The sequence below is a fragment of the Sphingobacterium sp. UBA5639 genome, from assembly GCF_002421245.1.
Lineage (GTDB): Bacteria > Bacteroidota > Bacteroidia > Sphingobacteriales > Sphingobacteriaceae > Sphingobacterium > Sphingobacterium multivorum.
In genome coordinates, this window is record NZ_DIJR01000002.1 from 484151 (window position 1) to 507613 (window position 23463).

Annotated in this window: 23 protein-coding genes and 1 pseudogene; 11 read left to right on the plus strand and 13 right to left on the minus strand. The window is 42.5% G+C overall.

Annotated features, from left to right (window positions below):
- Positions 1-50: 50 nt before the first annotated feature.
- The gene (locus B4Z90_RS02945) at positions 51-1304 is read left to right on the plus strand and encodes a putative DNA modification/repair radical SAM protein (RefSeq protein ID WP_182983928.1); all 1254 of its coding nucleotides are present in this window, start codon (positions 51-53) and stop codon (positions 1302-1304) included.
- The gene (locus B4Z90_RS02950) at positions 1304-2062 is read left to right on the plus strand and encodes a TIGR03915 family putative DNA repair protein (protein ID WP_145327900.1); all 759 of its coding nucleotides are present in this window, start codon (positions 1304-1306) and stop codon (positions 2060-2062) included. The genes B4Z90_RS02945 and B4Z90_RS02950 overlap by 1 nt, the downstream gene beginning before the upstream one ends.
- Before the next feature lie 33 nt (positions 2063-2095).
- On the opposite strand, the gene B4Z90_RS02955 is transcribed toward B4Z90_RS02950, so the two are convergent.
- From B4Z90_RS02955 to B4Z90_RS02980, 6 genes are all read right to left on the minus strand, one after another.
- Positions 2096-2269 carry a hypothetical protein gene (locus B4Z90_RS02955; RefSeq protein WP_167512259.1) on the minus strand — a complete coding sequence of 58 codons (174 nt, stop codon included), beginning with the start codon at positions 2267-2269 and terminating at the stop codon, positions 2096-2098.
- Between the two features lie 454 nt (positions 2270-2723).
- Entirely contained in the window at positions 2724-3590 is an 867-nt protein-coding gene (locus tag B4Z90_RS02960) for a helix-turn-helix domain-containing protein (protein WP_286734699.1), read from the minus strand.
- Between the two features lie 40 nt (positions 3591-3630).
- Positions 3631-3978, minus strand: a complete 348-nt coding sequence (locus B4Z90_RS02965; protein ID WP_075993540.1) for a hypothetical protein — start codon at positions 3976-3978, stop codon at positions 3631-3633.
- A 48-nt stretch (positions 3979-4026) separates the two neighbouring features.
- A complete protein-coding gene (locus B4Z90_RS02970) occupies positions 4027-4518 on the minus strand; it encodes a c-type cytochrome (protein ID WP_157626153.1) in 492 nt (163 codons plus the stop codon).
- A 42-nt stretch (positions 4519-4560) separates the two neighbouring features.
- The gene (locus tag B4Z90_RS02975; RefSeq protein ID WP_286801347.1) at positions 4561-5415 is read right to left on the minus strand and encodes a FixH family protein; all 855 of its coding nucleotides are present in this window, start codon (positions 5413-5415) and stop codon (positions 4561-4563) included.
- A gap of 83 nt (positions 5416-5498) precedes the next feature.
- Positions 5499-5876: a hypothetical protein gene (locus tag B4Z90_RS02980; RefSeq protein WP_075993542.1), complete on the minus strand. Its 378-nt coding sequence runs from the start codon at positions 5874-5876 to the stop codon at positions 5499-5501.
- Between the two features lie 134 nt (positions 5877-6010).
- On the opposite strand from B4Z90_RS02980, the gene B4Z90_RS02985 reads away from it, so the two are divergent.
- Both B4Z90_RS02985 and B4Z90_RS02990 read left to right on the plus strand, forming a co-directional pair.
- Positions 6011-6715, plus strand: a complete 705-nt coding sequence (locus B4Z90_RS02985; RefSeq protein ID WP_286801349.1) for a hypothetical protein — start codon at positions 6011-6013, stop codon at positions 6713-6715.
- 155 nt (positions 6716-6870) lie between these two features.
- Complete coding sequence (locus B4Z90_RS02990; RefSeq protein WP_286801351.1) at positions 6871-7623, plus strand: class I SAM-dependent methyltransferase; 753 nt, start codon at positions 6871-6873, stop codon at positions 7621-7623.
- Positions 7624-7790: 167 nt separating this feature from the next.
- Here the strand turns inward: B4Z90_RS02990 and B4Z90_RS02995 are convergent, their stop codons facing one another.
- Positions 7791-8684, minus strand: coding sequence for a sensor histidine kinase (locus tag B4Z90_RS02995; protein ID WP_286734692.1), 894 nt, complete (start codon positions 8682-8684; stop codon positions 7791-7793).
- Positions 8685-8886: 202 nt separating this feature from the next.
- Between B4Z90_RS02995 and B4Z90_RS03000 the strand changes: the two genes are divergently transcribed.
- The 3 genes and pseudogenes from B4Z90_RS03000 (at position 8887) to B4Z90_RS03010 (ending at position 11262) form a co-directional block, all read left to right on the plus strand.
- On the plus strand, positions 8887-9981 hold the full coding sequence (locus tag B4Z90_RS03000) for a zinc-binding dehydrogenase (RefSeq protein WP_112376006.1): 1095 nt from the start codon (positions 8887-8889) through the stop codon (positions 9979-9981).
- A 47-nt stretch (positions 9982-10028) separates the two neighbouring features.
- Positions 10029-10538: pseudogene (locus tag B4Z90_RS03005) on the plus strand (MFS transporter); the annotation flags it as partial.
- Between the two features lie 151 nt (positions 10539-10689).
- Entirely contained in the window at positions 10690-11262 is a 573-nt protein-coding gene (locus B4Z90_RS03010; protein WP_254667745.1) for an MFS transporter, read from the plus strand.
- Between the two features lie 344 nt (positions 11263-11606).
- On the opposite strand, the gene B4Z90_RS03015 is transcribed toward B4Z90_RS03010, so the two are convergent.
- Entirely contained in the window at positions 11607-11951 is a 345-nt protein-coding gene (locus B4Z90_RS03015) for a mechanosensitive ion channel (protein WP_172462489.1), read from the minus strand.
- Positions 11952-12476: 525 nt separating this feature from the next.
- Here B4Z90_RS03015 and B4Z90_RS03020 point away from each other — a divergent pair.
- Together B4Z90_RS03020 and B4Z90_RS03025 are read left to right on the plus strand one after the other, a co-directional pair.
- A complete protein-coding gene (locus B4Z90_RS03020; RefSeq protein WP_070568130.1) occupies positions 12477-12692 on the plus strand; it encodes a hypothetical protein in 216 nt (71 codons plus the stop codon).
- A gap of 334 nt (positions 12693-13026) precedes the next feature.
- The gene (locus B4Z90_RS03025) at positions 13027-14568 is read left to right on the plus strand and encodes a hypothetical protein (RefSeq protein ID WP_112376003.1); all 1542 of its coding nucleotides are present in this window, start codon (positions 13027-13029) and stop codon (positions 14566-14568) included.
- 89 nt (positions 14569-14657) lie between these two features.
- On the opposite strand, the gene B4Z90_RS03030 is transcribed toward B4Z90_RS03025, so the two are convergent.
- The 5 genes from B4Z90_RS03030 to B4Z90_RS03050 form a co-directional block, all read right to left on the minus strand.
- Positions 14658-15314, minus strand: a complete 657-nt coding sequence (locus B4Z90_RS03030) for a response regulator transcription factor (RefSeq protein WP_070568136.1) — start codon at positions 15312-15314, stop codon at positions 14658-14660.
- Between the two features lie 85 nt (positions 15315-15399).
- A complete protein-coding gene (locus B4Z90_RS03035) occupies positions 15400-16227 on the minus strand; it encodes a CheR family methyltransferase (RefSeq protein WP_070568139.1) in 828 nt (275 codons plus the stop codon).
- On the minus strand, positions 16224-16598 hold the full coding sequence (locus tag B4Z90_RS03040; protein ID WP_070568142.1) for a response regulator: 375 nt from the start codon (positions 16596-16598) through the stop codon (positions 16224-16226). The genes B4Z90_RS03035 and B4Z90_RS03040 overlap by 4 nt, the downstream gene beginning before the upstream one ends.
- 83 nt (positions 16599-16681) lie before the next feature.
- Entirely contained in the window at positions 16682-20296 is a 3615-nt protein-coding gene (locus B4Z90_RS03045; protein ID WP_112376002.1) for a response regulator, read from the minus strand.
- Between the two features lie 138 nt (positions 20297-20434).
- Positions 20435-22150, minus strand: a complete 1716-nt coding sequence (locus tag B4Z90_RS03050) for an FAD/NAD(P)-binding protein (RefSeq protein WP_204991015.1) — start codon at positions 22148-22150, stop codon at positions 20435-20437.
- 206 nt (positions 22151-22356) lie between these two features.
- On the opposite strand from B4Z90_RS03050, the gene B4Z90_RS03055 reads away from it, so the two are divergent.
- Both B4Z90_RS03055 and B4Z90_RS03060 read left to right on the plus strand, forming a co-directional pair.
- On the plus strand, positions 22357-22824 hold the full coding sequence (locus B4Z90_RS03055) for a PA2169 family four-helix-bundle protein (RefSeq protein WP_167450487.1): 468 nt from the start codon (positions 22357-22359) through the stop codon (positions 22822-22824).
- A gap of 116 nt (positions 22825-22940) precedes the next feature.
- Complete coding sequence (locus B4Z90_RS03060) at positions 22941-23405, plus strand: hypothetical protein (RefSeq protein ID WP_112376000.1); 465 nt, start codon at positions 22941-22943, stop codon at positions 23403-23405.
- The last annotated feature ends 58 nt before the right edge of the window (positions 23406-23463 follow it).

Genomic DNA, 23463 nt, shown 5'->3' on the forward strand with positions numbered 1-23463 from the left:
TAATACTAATAATATTAGTAATTTTACATCAAAATAGTAGAAAATAAATCATGTTTGGTTTTGATGATAAATTGCAAATATTAGCTGATGCCGCTAAGTATGACGTAAGTTGCAGCTCAAGCGGAAGTAAACGAAAAAATAGTGGTGGTATAGGTGATTCATCGACTAGTGGCATTTGTCATACCTACACCGAAGATGGTCGCTGCGTCTCCCTGCTAAAAATTTTAATGACCAATTATTGCATCTACGACTGTTCATTTTGTGTGAGCCGACGAAGCAATGACGTACAACGGGCAGCATTTTCGGTAAAGGAAATTGTCGAATTGACCATGAACTTCTACCGTCGTAATTATATTGAGGGTCTTTTTTTAAGTTCGGGTATTTTCAAATCTGCCGACTATACCATGGAACGCTTAATGTTGGTCGTCAAGAAACTTCGGACGGAAGAACGGTTTCATGGTTATATCCATCTAAAGGCCATTCCGGGTGCGAGTGAATCGTTACTAAAAGAAGCAGGTCTATATGTTGACCGGATGAGTGTGAACCTCGAAATTCCCACTGAGGAGGGACTCAAGCTGGTTGCTCCCGAAAAGGATCATCAATCCGTTCGCGAGCCTCTAGCGATTATTAAAAATGAAATCCTCAACCTTCGGCAGGATCGAAAAAAAGAGAAGAAAACACCCTTGTTTGTACCAGCAGGCCAAAGTACACAGCTGGTTATTGGAGCAACTCCAGAGAGCGACCTACAGATTATGCAGGCCGCCAATACATTCTATAAAGATTACGATCTCAAACGGGTTTATTATTCGGGCTATATTCCCATCAACGCGACCGATTCCAACCTTCCCCAAATTGGGACATCACCACCTCTTGTACGTGAAAACAGACTTTATCAGACGGATTGGCTACTTCGGTTTTATGGTTTTTCGCTTCATGAAATACTCAACAGCACGCATCAACATCTCGATCTAGAAATAGACCCTAAGCTTGCTTGGGCGCTACGCAACCCACAATTCTTTCCCATCGACATCAACAGCGCTACGTATGAGTGGATTATCCGAATCCCCGGTATTGGCAGGCAATCCGCAAACAAAATTGTACAGTCGCGCAAATATGGAAAATTAAAGGAATATCAACTTCGAAAAATAGGAATTGCCTATAATCGCGCCAAATATTTTATGGTTTGCCAAGATACATGCATAGCAGGAGGCTTCCATTATCCCGAAAAAATCAGAAAGTCTATTCTTGAAAGTAACCCGCGTACACTGGTCACGGCTTCCAATACACAGCTAACACTTTTCTAATGGACTATATTTTTGACGGAAGTTATTCCGGATACCTCTGTTGTGTATTTGAAGCCTTTGAACGGAAAGAATTTGATAGCATTCCCACAACAGAAAAGTCTATGGAAATTAATATTTTTTCGGAGAAGCGACAGGTTCATACTGATGTAAAAAAAGCCATGCGCATTTTAGTGGGAATGGAAAAGATACTCGGAGCACAAGAAACAAAAATTTTTTATCATAACTTTTTGTCCGATAATCAATCTGAATGGCTCAATGGATTTCGGTTGATCATCGAACTTTTTCGAAGGGGAAAATTGGATATACGCAATTATGGATACCCACCTGTACTCCGTATCCATCAGACGATCAAAAAGATCAGCCGCGAACGACACCGCATGAAAGCTTTTATCCGATTTGTCAAGTCTAACGATAATCTCTACACAGCCATCGTTGAACCCGATTTCAATGTGATTCCCCTGGTTGTAGACTTCTTTAAAAACCGATTTGCCGACCAGTGCTGGTTAATTTATGATATACGGCGAAACTATGGCTTCCATTATGATCGCAAAAATATCTTGGAGGTATCCAACAACAATACACATGAGGTTCAAGATCCATATCAGCTAGAAGTGGATCTCGATCCTCAAGAAAAAGATTATCAGCATCTCTGGAAGACTTATTTTAAGAATACCTCTATTGAATCACGCAAAAACCTGAAGCTTCACTTAAGACATGTTCCCAAACGTTACTGGAAATATCTCGTCGAAAAACAATAAGTCCCTAATTAGTGAAAATCCTATTTCATATCATTATTTTGATCCGCCAAACAGCTTGCTCACCAACCAAATGACAATAGCGACTACGACAACAACCAATAAGATGCCCGACCATACACCAGCTTTAAATATACCTTCAATTGCTGCACAGCTCGACACGAGCACCAATAAACTCGACATGAGCGCAAATGGAATTATCTTTTTCATAAATACCTGTTTTAATTATTAATTGGAAGTATGACAATACTGGCCTTGAAAATGTTTTACAGCAATGACGTTCATGTACTTTTTACATCTCACTGCGGATACGTCCGATACGTTCACTGCATTAAATACTTGAGCAGTCCGTATTTTTTTTCACAAAGTGAATGCGCTACGTTATTTACACCCTAAAAATACGGTTAACTGGCCAAGGGAAGCTTTTGGGTACAGCATTTGATTCTGTTTACCCAAATAGCAAAATAGAATTTAAACAATAATTGACTAAAGATATGGACACTATACACCAAAAAGCACAAAAAATAGGATTGGAAAAAGGTTATTATCTATTATTAATGGCTATATTGGATTTACCTGTTGATGGTAAGAAAAAATCAGAAAAGAAAAAATAAACATAAAGCCTTTTTCAACTACATGAAAAAGGCTTTTAGTGATATTTACATCAACAATTTTTCCTAAACTCCTCAGGACTCATTCCTTTATTTGCTTTAAAAAATGTACTGAAATATGGTACATTTTCAAAACCAAGTTCAAAGGCAATTTCTTTTACCGTTTTAAAAGTATGATAAAGCAATCGCTCGGCCTCCAATAGTATGCGTCCACGGATAATAGTACCGCAGCTCGTCGATCTTTTTTTTCGACAAATCCGATTAAGATAGTTGATCGATATATTCAATTGCTCTGCATAAAATGACGGATAACGCTGCTGCGCATAATGACTATCAACCAAAGATTCGAAACTTCGGATTTTATCGTCATCATCCTCCTGCTTTACAACTACATGATCGACCACGATTTGCCGTCCCAAAATCTGGAGCAACATAATTAAATAGCGGCTCAATACACCGTGAGCACTCAATTTAACTGAATTATAAGCAGTTTCCATCAAACTTACTATATGTAGACAACTGATCATATCTTCTTTTGAGAGCACAAAAGCGTGCTTACATCTACTCCTTAAAAAATGAAAGGATTTTCTTACAGCAGTGTTCTGCCTTTCCATGAAAAAAGATTCTGTAAATAAGACACTGTATCCTTCTACAGACGAACCTGCCTGAAAACTACACACACAATTTGAATTTATGCTGATTATATCATGGGCAGCTATAATCTGTACGCTCTGATCCGCTACCATAGACAGTTCACCACCCTTGATAAACAAAAGGGTATAAAAAGATCTTAGATGGAGCGTATTTTGATTTGCTTTAGCTTGTAAAAAAGCTGCTATAGGCATAATAACGATTCCCTTCGAAGTGGAATCAATATCTTCTAATTTTAGAAAATCTAGTTTCTCTTTTCGTATTACCATTTCTTTATGATTATTCTGTAAAAAAATATTTGTAGAATAATCAAATGATAGGCGGTCTAAAAATTTCAGGTAGTATACCTCCGAAGGTATCGGAGGCAAAGTCTTTCGGATAGACAGTCTTCACAGCAGGTACTATTGGATAGCACAGCAAGATTTCCTTCACATACTGCACAAAGACCAATATTTCCACCCCCTTCATTTTGGCAAGCACATTGTTCACATCCTTTTGTTCAACCGTCTTTTCGCTGAGGAAACAGAAACCTTTGCAGCTCACTGCCGGTTCAAAACGATTGACGCAGAGATTTTGCTCGATATACGTGCGATTGCACTCAAATTCAATAAATGCCCACAATAGATTGGTTGCCTGCACACATATTGCCCAAGCCATTATCATACAAAACCACCATCTACAGCGCTGAAACTTCATTGATCCGATCTATTTTGTTGTGCTATTACGTTCGCGCAAATATTCTAAAATGGCACGTGCCTCTTCTTGCTTCAAGCCCAAACTAATCATTGGCGAACCATATTCCTTGCTAAGTACTTTTGCGTCGGCATCTTTCTCCAGCATGGTTGCCGGATCTAGCATCATGTTCATAATCCACTCCGGGGTACGACGTTTGATGACAGCATCCAATGATGGTCCTACTAATGTGCGGTCAAAACTATGGCACATTGCACATTTCGACACAAATAGTTCTACACCTCTATTTGCAAGCTGCGCATCAAAGGGTTTGTGTTCAAAGGACGTAATGGTTCCTACACCTTTGGATCCCTCTGTTTTATAATCGAGCATAGCCGCAGGCTCATCTACGGAAGGTTGCTGGGCACTATCTTCTTTCTTGACTTTTGTACCCTCATTTCCGCTGCACGCCAGTATAGCTACAAAACCGAAACAGCCTAGGATTACGTTGATTCTCTTTTTCATTTTTATTGTTTAAGTATATTGGTAAAATAAATTCTGTTTGTATTAAGTGACCTGCACCAGATATTTTATATCATCCTGATTTGATTTTTTGCCCTCTTTCCATAGTTCGACAATGACTTCCCAACGACCAGGCATAGAAAAATTAACAGTGCCTTCATAGTAACCATTACCTGTACTTTCAGCAGCAAAATTTTCCGAAGACCCCGTTTCCGTAGTAGGCCTATTGATCTTTAGTTTAACGACATAATGATCTAATACCGGAAAATGATGACCATCCATTTTATTCATTAAAAATCGGATCGGATGCTTTCCCTGCTTTACGTTATCAGGCAATAGGCAGGAAATAAATACGCGACTATCGTCTCTAGTTCCTGAGCTCATTGTTCGCATGGTTGCTGCTGAAGTAACCGGAATCTTGATGGCAAGTGTATCTTTTAGGCGATTGTGACTACGTATCGTATGTAATTGCCAGCCCTTTCCCATCTGCGGGATATCTGCCATAATAAAAACCATTGGGCCTCGATACCAGCCTTCGCCGAGCGCGACGGGATGCTCAAAGGGGCCTCCATGCTTCATACGTCCCATACTCATTTCTGGATAGAAATCAAGGGATTTGTCATTGATCGGAATTCCCGAGGTATCTCTTAAACGCAGATAAATGGTATGATATTTATTGTTGAGTTTGGCATCCGCATATACGGTATAATTGGTAACATCCCAAACAGTATCCGCTATAAAGACCAGATCGGACTCCTCAGGCAGGATAAAATCCGTAGCATTCTTACCGTTCTTTTTTGAATGGTCGGCAGTACAGGATGAAGTTGAAAAAGTAACTGAAAACGCGAGTAGCAGTAAGATTACGCCCCCGACAGTCCCGACACGGGAATATAAATTCATATGTATTGATTTAAATCTTTTGAAAATAGACAGTACCTGCCATCAGTCAACATGCCGACAGCCCGTACGAAAAGCAAAATGACTTAAACCAAAGGTGGATGAAAAATAGTAAAGATTGGTCTATAGCTATAGTTTGCCTGATATGCTGGAAGTAAGGTCTCCGCAGCCGCTTCTTCAAAAAAAGCGATATCAAGGTTAAAACATTGCTGATTATTGATAAATACAACGTCGATTATACGAGATTCCAGGTTCTTTTGTTCCTTCTCCTCATGTTCACGCATTTTCTTCATCAAAATACATTGTCCTCTACAGGAAAGTGCCTTTTCGTTGAATCGATTGATACACTCATTCTTAGCGATATAATCTCTGTTAAATTCAAAAACAGTCCATAGCCAAACCGACGAGAAGCTCTGCAGGAGCATCAGCGGCAGTAAAATCCATATCAATTGTTTCGCTTTCATGTATCGCTAGTGAAGCAAATATACTAATTATTGACATATCAGCAACGAACTGCCTCTTTTCAAAACGCCCAAATGTTTTCTAAAACATCAAGAAGTTTTAGTACATTTAGCTAAAAATCACGCGCTTTGAGCAAATGAAGTTTAATCCTCTTTTAGTCATTAAATTATTACTTGGGCTGTTTATCTGCATCGGAATAGCTCTGACCATATTGATGATGGTTCATGAAAGCAAAGTTGTGGGAGGATATGTCGTTTCTGGACTTTTCATACTATTCCCCGGTATTATCCTGTACGGTATGACCGTTGGATTTCGAGTATCCGAAAAAACCATAACACGACAGATTGCCCAACAGGAAAGTGTAACATCCGATCATAAAGGCCTATACTATCAAATCCCCTTGCTAAAAACAACCCAATTTATCTCCTGGGAAATTATCGAGACCATTATCTACAGCAACTACCACAGCGACGACCAGGCGCAGTTCAACTTTTATCTGACACAACCGGCATTGCAAATCGCCTCAGAAAAGCCAGGATGGATAGCGAAAGTTCTCTTACCCTTGATAAAAACAAGTAAAAAGGTCGTTATTTACGAAAATTGCAGCAATTTTCGCGAAATCCAGAAAATGCTAGAGAAACATTTTTCCACCATCAACCCCGTTGACATAAACGAAGTCCATGGAAAAGGAACACTACTGAGCTCAAAGACCACCTTAAGGGAAAATACGATTCAGATCGAAGAATATTGGAAACCTAATCCAAATTTTGAACCTGAAAAAGTCATTTATGATCGATACAACCGGACGATTGATGAACTGAAACAATCAAAAAACAGCTAAAATTTGTTTTCCTCGGCAAACTCCCCCACGTCATCGTGTAATATTCAACAGGTATTGCTTATTATTTATTACTACGTTGGTGAATTGGCTGGGTGATATTTATGTTCGCAGCTGAGGCAAGGAGAATAAAAACCCAAAATAAGCTGATCGGAGATATGACACAAATTCCAGCAATTGTTGCTGATAAAATGGATAAATTTGTACCCGTTAAAATTATTACGATGATTAAAAGAATAACAGCATATTGGAATGACCGTAGTAGCTCCTGGCGCAAGGAAAGGGATGAAGCTTGGTCCCGGCCGGAGACCGAACACTGGCTAGCGTTTTTCAAGTCCGTCCGTAGCCAGACTACGGGCAATAAAGTACTTGAGGTTGGTACTGCTACGGGATATTTCGCCAACATTATGACCCTTGCGGGTTTTGAGGTTACCGCCGTTGACCTCTCCCCGCAGATGATTGAATATGCAAAACTTGTCAGCCAAGAACTAGAACTTCGCGTAGACTATCGGGTCATGGATGCGCAAGTACTACATTTTGAAGCCAACACCTTTGACTTCGTCTTCACCAGGTTGATGACGTGGACCATCCCCGATCTTGAAAAATGCTACCGCGAGATGGAACGTGTGCTTAAGCCGGGCGGAAAACTGATCAACCTGGATGCCGATTTTGGGAAAACGGTCTTTAGTACCGAAAGGCACGATGAATGCTCATCGGGCGCTATCGATCAGATCAATGACATCAAATCGGCATTAGACATCAGTGCACATCCACGTCCTGCTAAAGACGTCGAACTATTGGAAGCAGTTGGATTTGGTTCTATTGAAGTCGATATGGATGCCCAAAATCGTATTCTTGAACTCCCTTTCGAAACTGAAGGACTTTTTATGCTAGAGGCTATCAAAAAGTAAAATTTGTTCAACACCCTTGATGTGTTTTTCGTCTGGAAAAGCCGCAAAATAATTGGTTTTTCGGATCTTTAATACCAACCGATCTTTCATGAAAAACTAAGTTTGTCATTTAATTCTTCATAAAAAAGCCCGATCTATATCGGGCTTTTACAGTAGATTGATTGTTATCAAGAGACAGCCTGATAAGCCTTCCGCGGAAACGAGATCCGAACAGAAACGCCTGTACCATGCTGATTCTCGAACTGCATTTTTCCATCAATCCTTTTGATCAAATCCTTACAGAGGGAGATCCCCAACCCTGCACCATTTTTGCTCTCAGATTTTTTACGATCCCAGCTATTGACAAAATTTAGATTATGGAGGACTTCCGACGTAAGTTCTTCCCCTTCGTTGCTTACGATGAGTTCCCACCGATCGCTCGGATCATCTATCAGTTGCAACACAATGCTACCGCCGACTCGTCCATATTTAATGGCGTTGCTAATCACATTTCTTAGCACAAAAGCGAGAATTCCTTTATGTGTATCCGCGCAAAAATCCGGATTCACCGAATTTATGATCTGTATATTGAAACGTTGGATTTCTAGCGTATAGATCCCCAATACCGCATCAATTTGATCGCGAATATTACAGTTCTCGGTATTTTCAAGTTTATCCCGGAGTTGTGACTCTGTCCATAGTAAGACCTCTTCCAACATCGTACGCGATCTGACCACCTGTCCTTTTAGATTTAAAAAGATGAGTTTAAGCTCCTCCTTATCAACTAGAGAAATATCATCAATCGCCAACAAAATTTCGACCGATGCAAATGGTGCTCTGAGATCATGTGAGGCAATCGATAAAACTTTAGTCTTGAAACTCTCGGCAATTTTTAATTCCTCATTATAATGGTGAATACGAATTGCCTGTTCACTGAGGATACTGTTTGCGGTCGTCAATTTGAGCTGCTCGACCTTTAACAACCGATTTTTTCGGATTAAAAAGTAGATCAGTACGCCTATCAGCGTTTTACTGATGACTATTCCAACAATAAGTAGAGTAATAATAGTTTGGCTTTGCACAATTTTTAGGTAATAAATTAACAATAATGACTAATGGAATACCAAAGCTAAACAATCACATGCTAATTAAAAAATTTACCTTAAAACGAATCTCATTAATTTTGATCAATCGTTGACCTTATTCACAAAAACTTAATCATTTGAAAATATAGTATAAATAAACTTTGTTTAGTATCACATAACTTATGTATTTTTATGCAAAATGAAACAACTAGCAACATATTACGTTTTTGATCAAGCTAATACGACGCTCGCTAAAGTGAGCAAACCTGTTCCACCTTTGAAAGATGGCGAAATTTTGGTCAACATACGCTATACCACTCTTTGTGGTAGTGATCTTCATACCTATTGTGGGTTGCGAAACGAACCATGTCCTACGATTTTAGGTCATGAGATTGTGGGCGTTATCGCAGCGATTTCTTCTGATCATAGCGGACTTGATGCACGAGGCAATCAGCTACAGATTGGCGACCTAATTACCTGGACTGTTTTTTCCAGTGATCCCAATAGTGCCAATTATCAGCCGGAGATTCCGCAGAAAAACGATAAGATCTACAAATATGGTCACCGTCAGATAACCGAAATGGATGACCTTCATGGTGGATTGGCAACCCATATCATCTTACGGCCAAATACCTGCATACGAGTACTTCCAAAAGATATCTCTCCTGCAGTAGCTGCCACCATCAATTGTGCTGTTGCTACTTCGGCAGGAGCCCTTCGCCTGGCAGAGACCATTACGAAAAAAAACATTCATGTTGCAGGCATTGGATTATTGGGACTGGTTAGCATTGCCATGTGCAAGGAAATGGGTGCTAAAAGTATCATCGCTTCTGACATTAATCCTGCACGTTTAGAACTCGCTAAAAAATTTGGCGCGACAGCTACAATAGATCTACGTGAAACCACATCCAGCACAGCATTAGAAGCTACAGTTATAGACCGATTTATCGACATGAGCGGCTCGCCAGAGGCGATGGAGCTTGGCATCGATACGTTGGGGCTCCATGGGAATGCTGTTCTCGTAGGTGCCGTGTTTAAGCAGCGCGCTACTGGGATAGACGCCGAAAAAGTAATTCGAAAGATGCTCACGATCAAAGGACTGCATAATTACAACTATACCGATTTCTCTGTCGCTGTAGACTTTATCATTGAAAACTGGCAAAAGTATCCCTTTGAATCATTGATCGAACGTGAATTCCCACTTGCTGAAGTCAATGATGCAATAAGCTATGCGTTAACGCACAAACCAATACGAGCAGGTTTATTCGTCCACCCCTCAACGGAGCAGCTTTAATGGAAAGAAAATTTAGAAAAGATCAGTGGAAAATGTTGTTTGTAACCATGTTTTGTTACTTATTCTTTTACACAGGTCGACACAATTTTGGATGGGCAGCAAGAGGTATTGCCAAAGAGCTAGACATCAGTTTTCAGCAAGTAGGCTGGATCAGTTTTACAATGTTAATGGGCTATGCGATCGGCCAGCTCATCAATGGAAATCTAGCCGATCGATGGAGTCCCAAAATGATGATTGTCGCTGGAGGAGGCTTGTCCATTCTCTGTAATCTCGCCATCAGTTTCGCTGGTTCTTATACAGCTATTTTGGTTCTTTGGACGCTGAACGGTTATTTCCAATCCATGGCATGGGGCTCAGGAGGTAAGCTTATTTCCAATTGGTGGAGCAGCTCCGAACGTGGCAAGGCTTTTGGCTTTTATACCATGGCTGCCGGAAGCTCCTCCGTTTTGACCTTTCTGATGGCTTTGGTACTCGTCCAACAGGAACAAAGCTGGCGTACCCTATTTCGCTATCCTATCCTATTTCTCGCCGGCGCATTATTGGTCTTTCTTTTTGTCGCATACAGCGACCCTAAAAAAAAGGCTATACTCCTGCTGACAAAAAAGAAGGAATCACGGATCAGGAAGACACATCAGAACAAGTTGCAGCATCAGAAAAACAAGAAACTGGAAGCAGTCCTATCTGCATGTATTTCAGCATCGCAACTTTATGATCGCTTCGCTCGCCATCGGTTTTCAAAGTATGGCACGGTATGGTTTAATCTTTTGGGTACCGATCCACTTTTTAGGCAACAACTACAAAGAATCTTCAGGCAATATGTGGTTAACCTTACTCATCCCCATTGGGATGGCCCTTGGTGCTGTTTCTTTCGGATACATTTCAGACCTCGTCTTTAACAAAAACAGAAGTAAATCGATCGCTGCGGGTATGATGATCAGCTGCATTATTGCCCTTCTCATTTATTTGGTACCTATTCACAATCACCTCCTGATGGGCATACTCATGTTTACCTCAGGATTCTTTGTGTATGGTCCGCAAGCCAATTTCTGGACCCTGAGCCCAGATCTGCTTGGAACCAAACTTGTTGGAACAGGTATCGGCGTGATGAACATGTTTGCGTATGTATTTGCGGCCGTTGGTGAACCTTTGTTTGGTAAGCTGATAGATTACACAGGCAACACGGCCAATATATTTCTTTTTTTTGCATTGATATGTGCGATATGTGCAACAATCATTGGTTTTGTCCGAAGTCCAAAATCAATATCAAATAAAAAGCCATGATAAACCGAAAAAAATTCTTAAAAACTTGCAAAAATGCGTACCGACTTTGACACAGCTCCAACCGAGAAGTTGATGTTAGACATCAGAACTTAAAATTCGGTGTTATCACCGATCTACATTACGATCTGATGCAGGATGGGGACCGCCGTGCTCAAAGCTTTATCGATGCAATGAACCACGAACAACCCGACTTTATTATTTCCTTAAGTGATTTCTGTCTTCCCAAAGGAGGACATTCTACCCCATTTCTTCAAAAGTTGACTCTAGTAAACTAATGTGCTGATGCGACCATCAGTCAATAACATGGTAAAATAATCTTCTCTATTTGATCAGGCAGAGCAACTTTAATGATTGGGTTTCACTTTTGTTTCGCTATTGGTTTGATTGAGCATTACCTGTTGAATCGGCAAAGCCATATCGATACCTTCATCAGCAAACGCGTTATAAATCTTGGTTAATAGTCCGCTCTTGACACTACCACCGTCTTTAGATATTCTGACCCAAAAATAGAGTTCGACCACCACTGCCTGTGAGGTTACCTGTGCAAACTGCACAGCAGTACCCCCAGAAGAGAGAATCTGCTCGTCCTCATCCATTATTTTTTTGAGCAACTGAGTTACCCTTTCAAGATCTACCCCATATTTTACCTCAAGCCGAATGCAGAGACGTTTTTTTGCCCCGAGAGGCAAGTACTTGGTTAGTTTTTTTTGGTGCCCGCCTATTTAAGCAGGTCCATACTTAATAACTTTGCATCCATACGATGCATCATTAGAATTTTATTTTTGATTTTACCGATCCTTGATTAAAAAATGGACCGGCTATTCGCCAATTGGTTACAAAGCAAAACTATGGCTTTCCGCAAAAAGGCTTTGCAACGAATAATTAAAAGAAGGGTAAAAATGTTTAAAACCTGTTATCAAGGACATCTCTAATTGATTTTAGCTAAAGATTCAAAGCCAACCTTTCGAACGAAAACAGCAAGTCTATGGGAAAAGCCTTTCGGGAAGGCCTATACAATGCAGCGATCAGCACGCTACGAAAAACAATTTAACGGAAAAAAATAATTTCTTATAATTTTTCATCTTTTGAAGAAATATCAACAATATTTCACATCTTTGAGTTGATTTATACAATCGTTTGAATTAACCATTTAACGCATATTTTGGGTAATCTTACCCAACCTATTTTTTAAAGAAAAAAACGAACCAAACTTAATGGAATATTTTTCACTATTGAAACATCGTTCTGATGAAATCATTAAATTCATCGCTAATTGCGGTATATTTTCTTTACTTCTTAAAAATGGTCAGGTAATCCATTTTATACCGGACAATCCCGATCATTTTATGGAATGGTTGGGTAGCAAAGGCATCAAAGATATTAAAAGACAACAAACTAATGGGTTACAGGAAGAAGGGGCTGCTGTCTGATATTTTTCAGCGGTATAGCTCTAACGGTTCCGACACGGATAATATTTGTATTTTTATTCATCGTCTTTTTGTTTTATTTTCAATACGCAGATCAATAAAAAGTTGAGCATAAAAAATTTCTTTATCCTATAAACTCCCGACAGAAAAATTAGGCCTTTCCAAGGTTCTGAAAAATGCCAATCTTTCCCTTATCGGCAGAAACCTCTTTATCTGGACAAACAACAAGGGCGTTAATGTAGATGGAATCGGACAGGATGGATTCAATTACCCTTCCTACCGTATTATTTCAGGGAAACTAACCTTCAATTTTTAACCTAATCAGACAAAGTAAAACATGAAGAAGATATTTTTTGGCTTAGCCGTTCTTTTCTCACTAGGCTCATGCGAATCGATCGGATTCGATGACCCCTCGACATTGACGAATGCCGAAGCCATAGAAAAGATAAAAAGTTTGGGTTATGTACTCACAACAAGCAGTGTACAGACCGCCTTTAATACCACGACTAACAACGCAGGTGGTTCCCACTTTAGTCTTTGGGCAGACCAGTCAACCAATACCAACGGTAGCCAGTCCTGGTGGGATTTTGCGAACGAACCGCGCCTGCGTCTCAACAACAATTCGGCTTACCGCGGTAATGCAGCTGTTCGTGAGGTGTATTCCAATTTTTATCAATCCAATTTGGATGCCACCAAAGTGATCGACCTGATCGAGCATCAAAAGTTAACGATCTATGATGACAAGGGTGCCGACCGAACCAAAGACTACCTTATTGGTGCCTACTATGCAAAGGGTGTTTCCCAGGGTTACCTGGGCGCAATATTCGACCGCGGACTGATAGTCGATGACGTCAACCTTAAACTCAAGGAGTTTCCCAATTCCTATAAAGAGCTGATCGAGAATGGCGTCAAACATCTTGATAAGACCTTGCAGCTTATTGCCGAAACACCCAACCTGAATTTTGATTTTTTAAAGGGGATCACCATTTCCAAAGGCGATCTCGTATTACTGATCAATTCGCTTTCTGCCCGGATTCTTTCCTCGGTAGCACGGGATAAGACCGAAGCAGAAAATCTGGGTTCCCCGTATTGGAACAAAGTTCTTACCTATGCTAACAAGGGCTTTACCACCGATTACACCATCACCACTACCGTGGGCGGCTACTACAATGCACTAGTGGACGTACTCGAACGGCCGTACGGAACGGCCTCCTATGTTCCTGCTGATATCAAAATCGCCTATTTGGCGGATAAAACAAAAAAAACACCCACAGCTTATCCAACCAACAACAGCGTTATCTTGGGTCCTATTGAGTCTGATGATAAACGTTTCTACCAATATTTTACCTACACCAATAACTTTGGTATTCTACTGGAAGCAAGGGGAAGAGGACTATTCAGCAATTACATGCGTTCGCGGTGGATGTATCCCAAATTGTCTACCCTCAATGTCGCCGGCGCTGTCAATCCTTACTTTTTGGCTGAAGAAACACGCTTATTGCGGGCAGAAGCAAAATACTGGTTGAAAGATTACGATGGCGCTGCGGCTGAACTGAATGCTTCTACAGCCTCGCGCAAACAAAAAGGTGGTCTTCCCGATGTGATAGCCACTGCTAGTGCACTTCGCGACGCGATTCATTATGAATATGCCATAGAAATAGATGGAGCAGGCGGTACTTTTGTACCCTTCACGTTCATGCGGAGAAATGATCTGCTACAGGGCGGCACGCCGACCCAATTTCCGATACCACAGATTCGACTGGAACTCATCGGGGAACCTGTCTACACCTTTGGCGGGAAAGACGCTGCCGGTGAAAAAGGCAAGTTCGGTGAGCTCGGTACAGCGCGGGACAATGGCTGGAAGCCAGCTTCTCCTTAAACAGCGGCAACTAACCATAGCTAATAGAGGCCTTATGTTTTCTGCGTTGTACCAAACAATGCGAAAACAAAGGCCTATTTTTCGTCTGCTTATTGCAAAAGCTTCTGCTGAAAAGCGAAACGGATCAAATCTGCCGTATTCTTACTTTTTGTCTTATCCATCAAGTTCTGGCGATGTCCTTCAACGGTTCGTTTGCTTAGAAAAATTTTATCCGCAATCTCCATTGCAGTGAAACCCTGGGCAATCAGTTCCAGCACAGCAAACTCCCGATCGGAAATCTCATACTGTGCCAGGCGCGAACCTACATCGACCGTAGCACTGCTCTCAACATTATAATCTTCCATAAAGCGCAAACCGAAATTGGTCATCAGATACTTTTGACCTTGCGCCAAGCGCAATAAGCCAAACAAGATCTCATCATAATCGCCACCCTTGGACAGATAGCCGTCCGCTCCGCTCCGAAAAGCTTCGGCTACCTGAGCGGGCTCTTCAATCATGGATAATATGGCAAACTTAACATCCGGATAGATTTTTTTGGCCATACGGATAAAACTTATGCCATCCATCCCCAGCATATTCACATCAGTTAAAACCAGATCCGGCAATGTATTTTGTTCGAGGTAGATCAGTGCATCCTCCGCACTATCTACTTCAGCTACCACCGTAAGCTTGTCGTGGGTATCAATTATCAAGCGTATCCCATTGCGTACAAGCCGGTGGTCATCAACTAAAAGAATTTTAGTCATTTTTCCTCCAATCCTACTAAGATACTTTATTTTTTTAAATAAGTTAATTTTTTAATACTATCCAATTAAAAAAAAGTAGTCCATTCTACTTGACCTTGCGCCATATTTTTTCGTTTCCTACCTGATCATAGTTGGGTGCCAGCGCAGAGAAGCGCAGCGTCTCTTGACTGCCTAAGGCAAGGTAACCAAATGTCTCGAGGCTTTCATCAAAGAGCGATAATACCCTGGCCTGCAGCTCTGTGTCAAAATAGATCAGCACATTGCGACATAGAATCAGCTGAAAAGCATTAAAAGAAGCATCATTCACCAGATTATGCGAAGCGAATACAATTCGTTCCCGCAATGCGGGATTGAGTTTCACCCAGTTATAATTCGCGGTATAGTACGATGAAAAATCAGCTTTACCACCTGAAAGCTGATAATTTTCAACATAGGATTTTAGATTTGCCATCGGGATAACAGCCTTCTTTGCCTGCTCGAGCACCGAGGGATTGATATCGGTGCCGTAGATCAGCGATTTGTGCAGCAGATTATGTTCCTGCAATAGAATGGCCAGTGAATACGCTTCTTCACCTGTTGCACAGCCAGCTATCCATATACGGATAAAGGCGTAGGTGCGCAATTTGGGTAGGATTTCCTGGCGAAGATGTGCAAAAAAGCTAGGGTCACGAAACATTTCGGTCACATTGACCGTCATCTTTTCGACAAATCGCTGCAGGTATTCCGGATCGTGGACAACACGGTAACGCAGTTCGGCAAAGCTCGCAAAATTATCCAGCAGGCAAAGTTGGTTGATTCGCCGCGATAAGGAGGCTTTCGTATAATGGGTAAAATCGTAACCATAAAGACGCTCCACATCCTCCATCAGCATCATCACCTGCTCTTGGCTGACAATTTTTTTTCCCGTAATCATCTTTTTATTTCCCCTATTAGCTGCACCAGAAGTTCAATATCTATCGGTTTCGAAATGTAGCCATTTGCTCCTGCAGCCAGACATTTTTCACGGTCGCCGGTCATGGCTTGTGCCGTCACAGCGATGATAGGCAATTCACAGGCATTCTTTGTTTTCCGAATCAGCTGAGTGGCTTCATAACCGTCAATCTCGGGCATCATCATATCCATGAGGACAAGGCCTATGCCGGCATGATCCCGTAACTGAGCAAGTCCCTCTTCAGCAGACAGGCAGCCTATCGCTTGAAAACCTCTTGACTTCAGGGCCAATTTCAATGCAAATATATTGTTCTGATCATCGTCGATAATCAATATGATTTTGTTCTTATCCATGCAGTTTTAGTATCCCCCTATTGTCTATATATAACACCTTACTAATAATCTATCCATACATCATCCTTATATTTATATACCTATTATCCATACATCCACACACGAAGTAGGGACAAAAGCTGATCAATATCCACCGGTTTGGATATATAATCAGACGCTCCTGCGGCAATACATTTTTCCCTATCCCCCATCATTGATTTGGCTGTAACAGCAATAATGGGCATGTTTTCGTATCGCTGATCTTGTCGGATCGAAGCTATCGTTTCGTAACCATCCATTTCGGGCATCATCATATCCATCAGGATCACCGCTACATCCGGATTATCTTCCAGCTGTTTCAGCGCATCTTTTCCGTCCGTTGCCGGGACCACGGTCATCTGATATTTTTCGAGCGCCTTAGTGAGCGAGAAGATATTTCGGATATCGTCGTCCGCTACAAGCACCTTTTTACCCTGCAGAACATCCCGCAAAAAGCCAAGTCTACCCGGAGATTTGGTAGAAGGACCATTATTTTCCTCTACGAGATGTAGAAATAAACCCACTTCGTCCAAAATACGCTGATAGGAATTAGCCGTTTTTACAATAATAGAATCCGCATACCGTTTTAATTTCATTTCCTCTACCTGCGAAAGGTTCTTACCGGTAAAAACAATAATCGGCAGATTTTCAAGACCCTGATTTCGTTTTACAGCTTCCAATGTCTCGTAGCCAACACGGTCTGGAACACCCATATCAAGTATCACACAGTCGGCAGTGTCTGAGCTCAGCGCCACAATGCTATCATCTACATTGCTCTTGATCTCCGAGGCAATGTCAAAACTTCCGAGGAAGAGCGACAGCGCTGCCGCATGTTTGGGATTTTCTTCAACAATAAGTACTTTTTTGGGATGCCGCGTGAGGGCATCTTCTATTTTACGGAACATATCACCCATCTGCTCCAATGCCATCGGTTTATTGATAAAGTCTATGGCGCCCTGCAACAGACTTTCTCTCTTAACCTGTAAAGAAGACATAATATGCACCGGTATATGTCGAGTCTTGGGGTTTTCCTTGATCTCAGCCATTACCTGCCAGCCATCTTTGAGCGGAAGCTGAATATCCAGCAGAACGGCTAGCGGCATATAACGGGCCACCATCTCAGCCGCGATATCACCACGGACGACCACGATACCCTTGTAGTTTTGCTGGCGCGTATATTTCAGCAGAATCTTTGCGAATTCAATATCATCCTCAACAATCAAAATAAAGCGGTCGCCTTCGACGATACTATCGCGATCATCGGGAATATCGGCTGGAATAGGTATCTCCAGTATCTTTTCGGCAGGCAAGTTCACTGTTTGCGAAGTTTGCACTACAGCTGTAGATGCCCCTGCAGGCAAGTCTAGCTCTATCGGTGACAATTGCACCGTGCCGAAAGCAGCTGGCGTGGCATCCGAAATCTGCGCTGGAAGGATCAGCCGGAAGATACTGCCTTTGTTTTCTTCGCTATCCAGCAAGATTTCACCTCCGAGCAGACGCGCCAGTTCCCGACTGATCGAGAGCCCCAGTCCAGTACCCCCAAATTTGCGGCGTGTAGAACCGTCTGCTTGCTGAAAAGCTTCAAATATCAGATGCTGTTTGTCTTTCGGTATTCCGATTCCCGTATCGCGCACTTCAAATACGATACGGTTTCTCTGCGACTGTTCGCGGTCAATATGCAAGGTAACCTTACCCGAAGCTGTAAATTTGATGGCATTCGACAATAGATTACGTAAAATCTGATCCAGGCGCTGCTTGTCTGTTTCGAGCTGCAGCGGCAGTCCCTCCGCAACGTTCATTTCTAATCCGAGCTGTTTGTCGGCGGCGATTGGTGCGAACATAGCCGTCAGCCCGTTCAATATATCGGCAAAAAATACAGGCTGTACATCCAGATCCATTTTCCCGGATTCAATTTTGGAAAGATCCAGAATCTCGTCTATCAAGGTCAGCAAGCTCTTTCCCGAACTTTGGATCACAGCTGCCGATTCCATCTGTTCTTCATTCAGGTTACCATCTGAATTTTCGGACATCAAGCGTGAAAGTAACAGAATTGAATTGAGCGGTGTACGCAGTTCATGCGACATATTGGCCAAAAACTCAGATTTATAGCGCGTACTCTGTTCAAGCTCCGCCGCCTTTTTCTGTATTTCCTGATTGCGTTCGGCAATCTCCACATTTTTATCCTCCAGCAATTTGGAGCGCTCTTCCAATTCCCGGTTAGACTGCACCAATTCCTCCTGCTGTACGCGGAGTTCCTCTTCCGAAGCCTGCAGTTTATGGGTATGCATCTCAAGGCTCGAATTGAGCGATTCCAGTTCGGTATGCTGTGCCTGCAATTCTTCGGTCTGTGCCTGGGTTTCTTCCAATAAATTCTGTACCACCAGCCTGGCTTGGGCCGCCGCAAGTGTCGTACCCACCTTTTGCACAGCATCCCTAAAAAACGCCAGCTGAATGGAAGAAAAAGGTTGTAGTGAGCCCAGCTCCATTACACCGATACAGTCGTTACCATCAAAGACAGGCAGTATAAAAAGGTTGTTCACCAGTACCTTCCCAGCAGCAAAGCTGATGACATAATGGGTATCTTCGAGGTTTTCGAATAACTTTTCTTTCTTGTCTTTAAAGACCTGGCCGACCATGCCCTCACCTGGGGCGAAGCGTTTACGTTCGAGATCTTCAAGTCCATAGGATCCCCTTAAGACAAGCTCATCTTGTTCCATCAGGTATATGGCGCCGTTTACACAGTTGCCATATTTTGTCAGATGGCCCAGCGTGACAGCCGTAAGCTCTTCCTGCTGTTTATTACCCATCAACAGGTTACCCAGCTGGGTTAGACCAGCTTGATGCCAGTTGTTATTATTGAGTTCTTCAAAAGATGTTTTGAGCGAACGCGCCATTTCATTGAGGGATCCCGTCAGGCTGCCCAGATCGTCCTGTTCGCCATCCTGAATCTGCATATCATAATGCCCGGCTGCTATCTCCCGTGCGATACGCTGGGTAATGCTCAGCCGCCGCTGTATCTCTTCATCTTTACGTTTCAGGTCATTCTGCAGCTGCTCCCGTTGGAAGAAATCCGCTCGCAGGCGGAAGTAAAAGAACAGGGTAATCAATAAGGATACAGCAGCGGCCAACAAAACAAAGATAGAGGTATAACCCGAAGAGCGGCTCAGTTCTTCCGAACGCTTATTGAGCAAAAGTTCTTCACGATCGATAATTTTGCTGATCAGTAAACGGCAACTGTCCATATAGGTTTTCCCCTCCTCAAGCTGCGATACGGAGACCATTCCACCACGCTTTTTGATATTGACCAGGTTTTCAAGCTTTGCCAGTCGGGATTGCACGAGTGTGGATAGCGTATCGATTATATGCTGTTGCTCGGGATTATCGGAAGTAAGGTCGTGCGCACGGCTCAGCGATTGGGGCAGCGACTGAAGGCCGGTTTTGTAAGGATCCAGAAACTTGTCCATACCTGTAAGCAGGAATCCGCGCTGGCCAGTTTCGGCATTCTGCAGATCCTGCAGAATTTTGTTGACACGGCTCATGACACGCCGGCTGTGGTCGACCATTGCACTATTATGGTTCTGCTTACGAATACTAATATAAGAAGCCGTTGAGCTCGCTAACAGGATCAACAGGGATATTCCAAAACCTATCTGCAGGTTTCTTAAAATAGTTTTAGGCATGCTTTTTCATCAATTGAGTTAAGACTATGCCAACCGATGGTCTAGATGGCGGCCAAATATAGCAATAGGGAGCCTAAATTAAATCCTACGCCCCCGGGCCTCAACCATCTTACCGTATTTTAACAAAAAGTTGCGTATTTATCCGCTCTCCGCAATCTTCCCGGCAATGATAGCCGATGTGGCGGCGCAAAAATCAAGGCCTGAATAATCCGGATTATAGCCGCCCATATAAGGCACGGCCATCATAAAAAGACGTTGACTGGCGCTACCGCCGTGGTCTACCAAACGGAAGCTGTCATCGATCTTTACTCCGGGTACCTGCAAAAAAATAGCGCCATCCGGTGCCACAAACATGTGGTCATTGCCTGCCAGCATTTGTTCCTTGGCCTGTTCCACGGAGCGAAACCGTAAGTAGGCTGGGCTAACATGGCCGTTGTCGACCAAACTCTTGAATGGAAATTCTTCAAAGTTTAACGGTCGCTGTCCCACACAATCCACAAATGTCTTATAATGCGATTTTATTTCGATCCCTGATTCATCGGTATAAAAATAATTGGCGCCGCGATCGTGCGCAGGCTCAACCCGGCTTTCGGTACCAACATTGACCACCTCCAGCCGACCAGCATCGTGCAGCGCGAGCAGCTCGCGACTAGAACTCTGCGGCACAAAAGCGATGACAATAGAAATCAGCGGCATGAGTACTTTTTTTAAACGCAGCATATCTTCGGCAGACATGTACTTGGCGGGATAATTTAAGGTGAAACTCAAGGCAGAAAGCACTTCCTTCCAATAGATGGATTGGCGCCTTTTAATAGATTTCAGCGCTTGTTCGTGCTCCTGGCGAAATCCCTCGAAGGCATCTTTCTGTTCCCTTAAATGGAGTACTGCCTCTACAAAGTCTTCCAGGCTGAGCTTTTCCACGACTGCATAAAAGTCGGGATCTCTTTCCTTGAACTGCGCTTTAAAATTGCGCTCAAACAGAAAATCCAGCGAGACGAAACCCTCATTCTCTAGCCTGTTAAGCATCAGCTCCTCTTCGGAGATCACCAGGTTATTGGCCAGGAAAGGTTCTTCCTGATGGAAGCGGATCGCAGGAAGCAGCCCACTGCGGGTATGCATCAATATCTTAAAATTTTCGCTTCCCGGGTCGATCTCATACCTTAGCTCTCCTGTCTCCAGGGCTTCAAAAGAACCATTGTGGCGAGCCAGCGTACGGATAGCGTCGATTGCTGTGAGCGAAGCACCGCGTATCCCGACGGCGTGATTGGTTTTTAAGGCCAACTTGGACGGTGGATAGGGCGATTCGAAATAATGTTCGACATTGCCCTCATACTTGGTTGGCCACTTATGTCCGGTACAGATGACTACCTTGTCTACGATATAGGTATCGGTGCTGCCCACCGTGATTTTAACCTGCGCTTGGCCTTCGAGGTCAATAATATCAGTAACCTGGCTAGCGAGGTGAACCTGTGTTTCAATGCCCTGTTCATCCGCCATCCGCTTCAACAACATAAACTGCTCCGACAGGTAGCGGCCGAGGAGCAGCCGTGGAACCACTTTGTAGCGATTAAAATAGTCCACATCGATTCCATAAGTACGGAGCGTGGCCTCCGATAGGGATTGAACATAATCCTCAATCGTCGTGACCAATGCGGGGATTTCATGATCCGATACATTCGTCAAGTGCTCCGGTGTGGCACCTTCGTAGCTGTAAGGCATTCCTGCCCCCAATTGTTTTCGGGATTCGAAAATAGATACCTTGAGACCGGCGATATTCCTTTCGATCAATCTTTTGTACATAAACAGGCCACTGGGTCCACCCCCGATAATGGCTACATGAATGTTTTGTTGCATAGTTTTCGTTGCCTGCCTAGTGGACAGTATTCGGTTTTAAGAACAAGGATAAATTGCAGAAAGTTTTAGACAGATTTATTCCCCTGCAATAAAAAATGGGATAAATACGGGCTACGATTTAAATACCTGAATCTCGAATTCTGCAAACGATCATGCAACGCCTGCTGTTTTTCGAATAAACAAAAATGATAACAAATAACAATATTATGGAAAACAACATCAACAATCCGGAGATCATCAACGATATTATCAAAATCAACAACGACCGCATCGAAGGTTATAAAAAGGCAATTGATCTAGCAACCAGCCACGGCTTGGATAGACTAGTACCAACATTTCAAAAATTTATTGGACAGTCGGAAGAATTTATAGCCGAATTGACACCTTATGTTGAGCTTGAGGGCAAAGAACCGACAGACAGCACTATGCTGAGCGGTAAGCTTTTCCGCGCCTGGATGGGCATAAAAGTGAATATCACGGGAGATGACGAAAGAAGTCTGCTTGAAACCTGTGAGCAGGGCGAAGATGCATTCAAATCCACCTATCAAACCGCTTTGGCTGATGGATCGGAAGAACTCTCGCAAAATGTGCATAGTTTGATCAACACGCAGCTCAGCAAGCAGCTTGAAGCGCACAATATCATTAAGATGCTGCGTGACAGCAAAACCATCTAACTTTAAATTGTAATTTTCTTTTTCACAAAAAATACCGAAGTGTATATTGCTTCGGTATTTTTTTTATGTTTAGACTTCATCATTGACTCATCTTAGCCAAGAATGTAGCGCCGCCTTTGCTGATTGCTTCCATTTCTCCCGAACAGAGATTCCAGTCGACAGATTTCCTGCTTGGCTATGTACCGAAATATGATACAGACCGGGCTAAACTTACCTTAACGCTGCGTCAATCGTATACACCGTGGAAAATTAAACTCAATAAACAGTTTACTTATCATCCCTTGCGTACCGGTGCTTATCTCAATACGACATTGGGTAAACAATTTTGGTATAAAGAACCTGACAAATACCCGAATAGCTATTATCGGTTTTCGACCAGGCTACGCATCAATATCTTTGTAGGACAGGACTTCAGTTATAAAATAAAATCCAGCAACTCTTATTTTGAAGGCGTAAAATTCTATTATGATCTTCATACCAGCGATCTTTACCTCGTTAGCGCCGTACAGAAAAAGTATCTTACATTTGATGATTATATTGGCCTCGGCCTAGGTGTCAAGCTACAGATTAGGAGAAAATAATGCACAAGAAAGGCTAGATCGATATCGATCTAGCCTTTCTGTTAAAATACAATCAACT

What these genes read in the sequence shown, in the direction of transcription:
- B4Z90_RS02945 (WP_182983928.1), top strand. Translation starts at nt 51, where the DNA reads ATGTTTGGTTTTGATGATAAATTGCAAATATTAGCTGATGCCGCTAAG.
- B4Z90_RS02950 (WP_145327900.1), top strand. Translation starts at nt 1,304, where the DNA reads ATGGACTATATTTTTGACGGAAGTTATTCCGGATACCTCTGTTGTGTA.
- B4Z90_RS02955 (WP_167512259.1), bottom strand. Translation starts at nt 2,269, where the DNA reads ATGAAAAAGATAATTCCATTTGCGCTCATGTCGAGTTTATTGGTGCTC.
- B4Z90_RS02960 (WP_286734699.1), bottom strand. Translation starts at nt 3,590, where the DNA reads ATGGTAATACGAAAAGAGAAACTAGATTTTCTAAAATTAGAAGATATT.
- B4Z90_RS02965 (WP_075993540.1), bottom strand. Translation starts at nt 3,978, where the DNA reads ATGGCTTGGGCAATATGTGTGCAGGCAACCAATCTATTGTGGGCATTT.
- B4Z90_RS02970 (WP_157626153.1), bottom strand. Translation starts at nt 4,518, where the DNA reads ATGAAAAAGAGAATCAACGTAATCCTAGGCTGTTTCGGTTTTGTAGCT.
- B4Z90_RS02975 (WP_286801347.1), bottom strand. Translation starts at nt 5,415, where the DNA reads ATGAATTTATATTCCCGTGTCGGGACTGTCGGGGGCGTAATCTTACTG.
- B4Z90_RS02980 (WP_075993542.1), bottom strand. Translation starts at nt 5,876, where the DNA reads ATGAAAGCGAAACAATTGATATGGATTTTACTGCCGCTGATGCTCCTG.
- B4Z90_RS02985 (WP_286801349.1), top strand. Translation starts at nt 6,011, where the DNA reads ATGAAGTTTAATCCTCTTTTAGTCATTAAATTATTACTTGGGCTGTTT.
- B4Z90_RS02990 (WP_286801351.1), top strand. Translation starts at nt 6,871, where the DNA reads ATGACACAAATTCCAGCAATTGTTGCTGATAAAATGGATAAATTTGTA.
- B4Z90_RS03000 (WP_112376006.1), top strand. Translation starts at nt 8,887, where the DNA reads ATGAAACAACTAGCAACATATTACGTTTTTGATCAAGCTAATACGACG.
- B4Z90_RS03010 (WP_254667745.1), top strand. Translation starts at nt 10,690, where the DNA reads ATGATCGCTTCGCTCGCCATCGGTTTTCAAAGTATGGCACGGTATGGT.
- B4Z90_RS03020 (WP_070568130.1), top strand. Translation starts at nt 12,477, where the DNA reads ATGGAATATTTTTCACTATTGAAACATCGTTCTGATGAAATCATTAAA.
- B4Z90_RS03025 (WP_112376003.1), top strand. Translation starts at nt 13,027, where the DNA reads ATGAAGAAGATATTTTTTGGCTTAGCCGTTCTTTTCTCACTAGGCTCA.
- B4Z90_RS03030 (WP_070568136.1), bottom strand. Translation starts at nt 15,314, where the DNA reads ATGACTAAAATTCTTTTAGTTGATGACCACCGGCTTGTACGCAATGGG.
- B4Z90_RS03035 (WP_070568139.1), bottom strand. Translation starts at nt 16,227, where the DNA reads ATGATTACGGGAAAAAAAATTGTCAGCCAAGAGCAGGTGATGATGCTG.
- B4Z90_RS03040 (WP_070568142.1), bottom strand. Translation starts at nt 16,598, where the DNA reads ATGGATAAGAACAAAATCATATTGATTATCGACGATGATCAGAACAAT.
- B4Z90_RS03045 (WP_112376002.1), bottom strand. Translation starts at nt 20,296, where the DNA reads ATGCCTAAAACTATTTTAAGAAACCTGCAGATAGGTTTTGGAATATCC.
- B4Z90_RS03050 (WP_204991015.1), bottom strand. Translation starts at nt 22,150, where the DNA reads ATGCAACAAAACATTCATGTAGCCATTATCGGGGGTGGACCCAGTGGC.
- B4Z90_RS03055 (WP_167450487.1), top strand. Translation starts at nt 22,357, where the DNA reads ATGGAAAACAACATCAACAATCCGGAGATCATCAACGATATTATCAAA.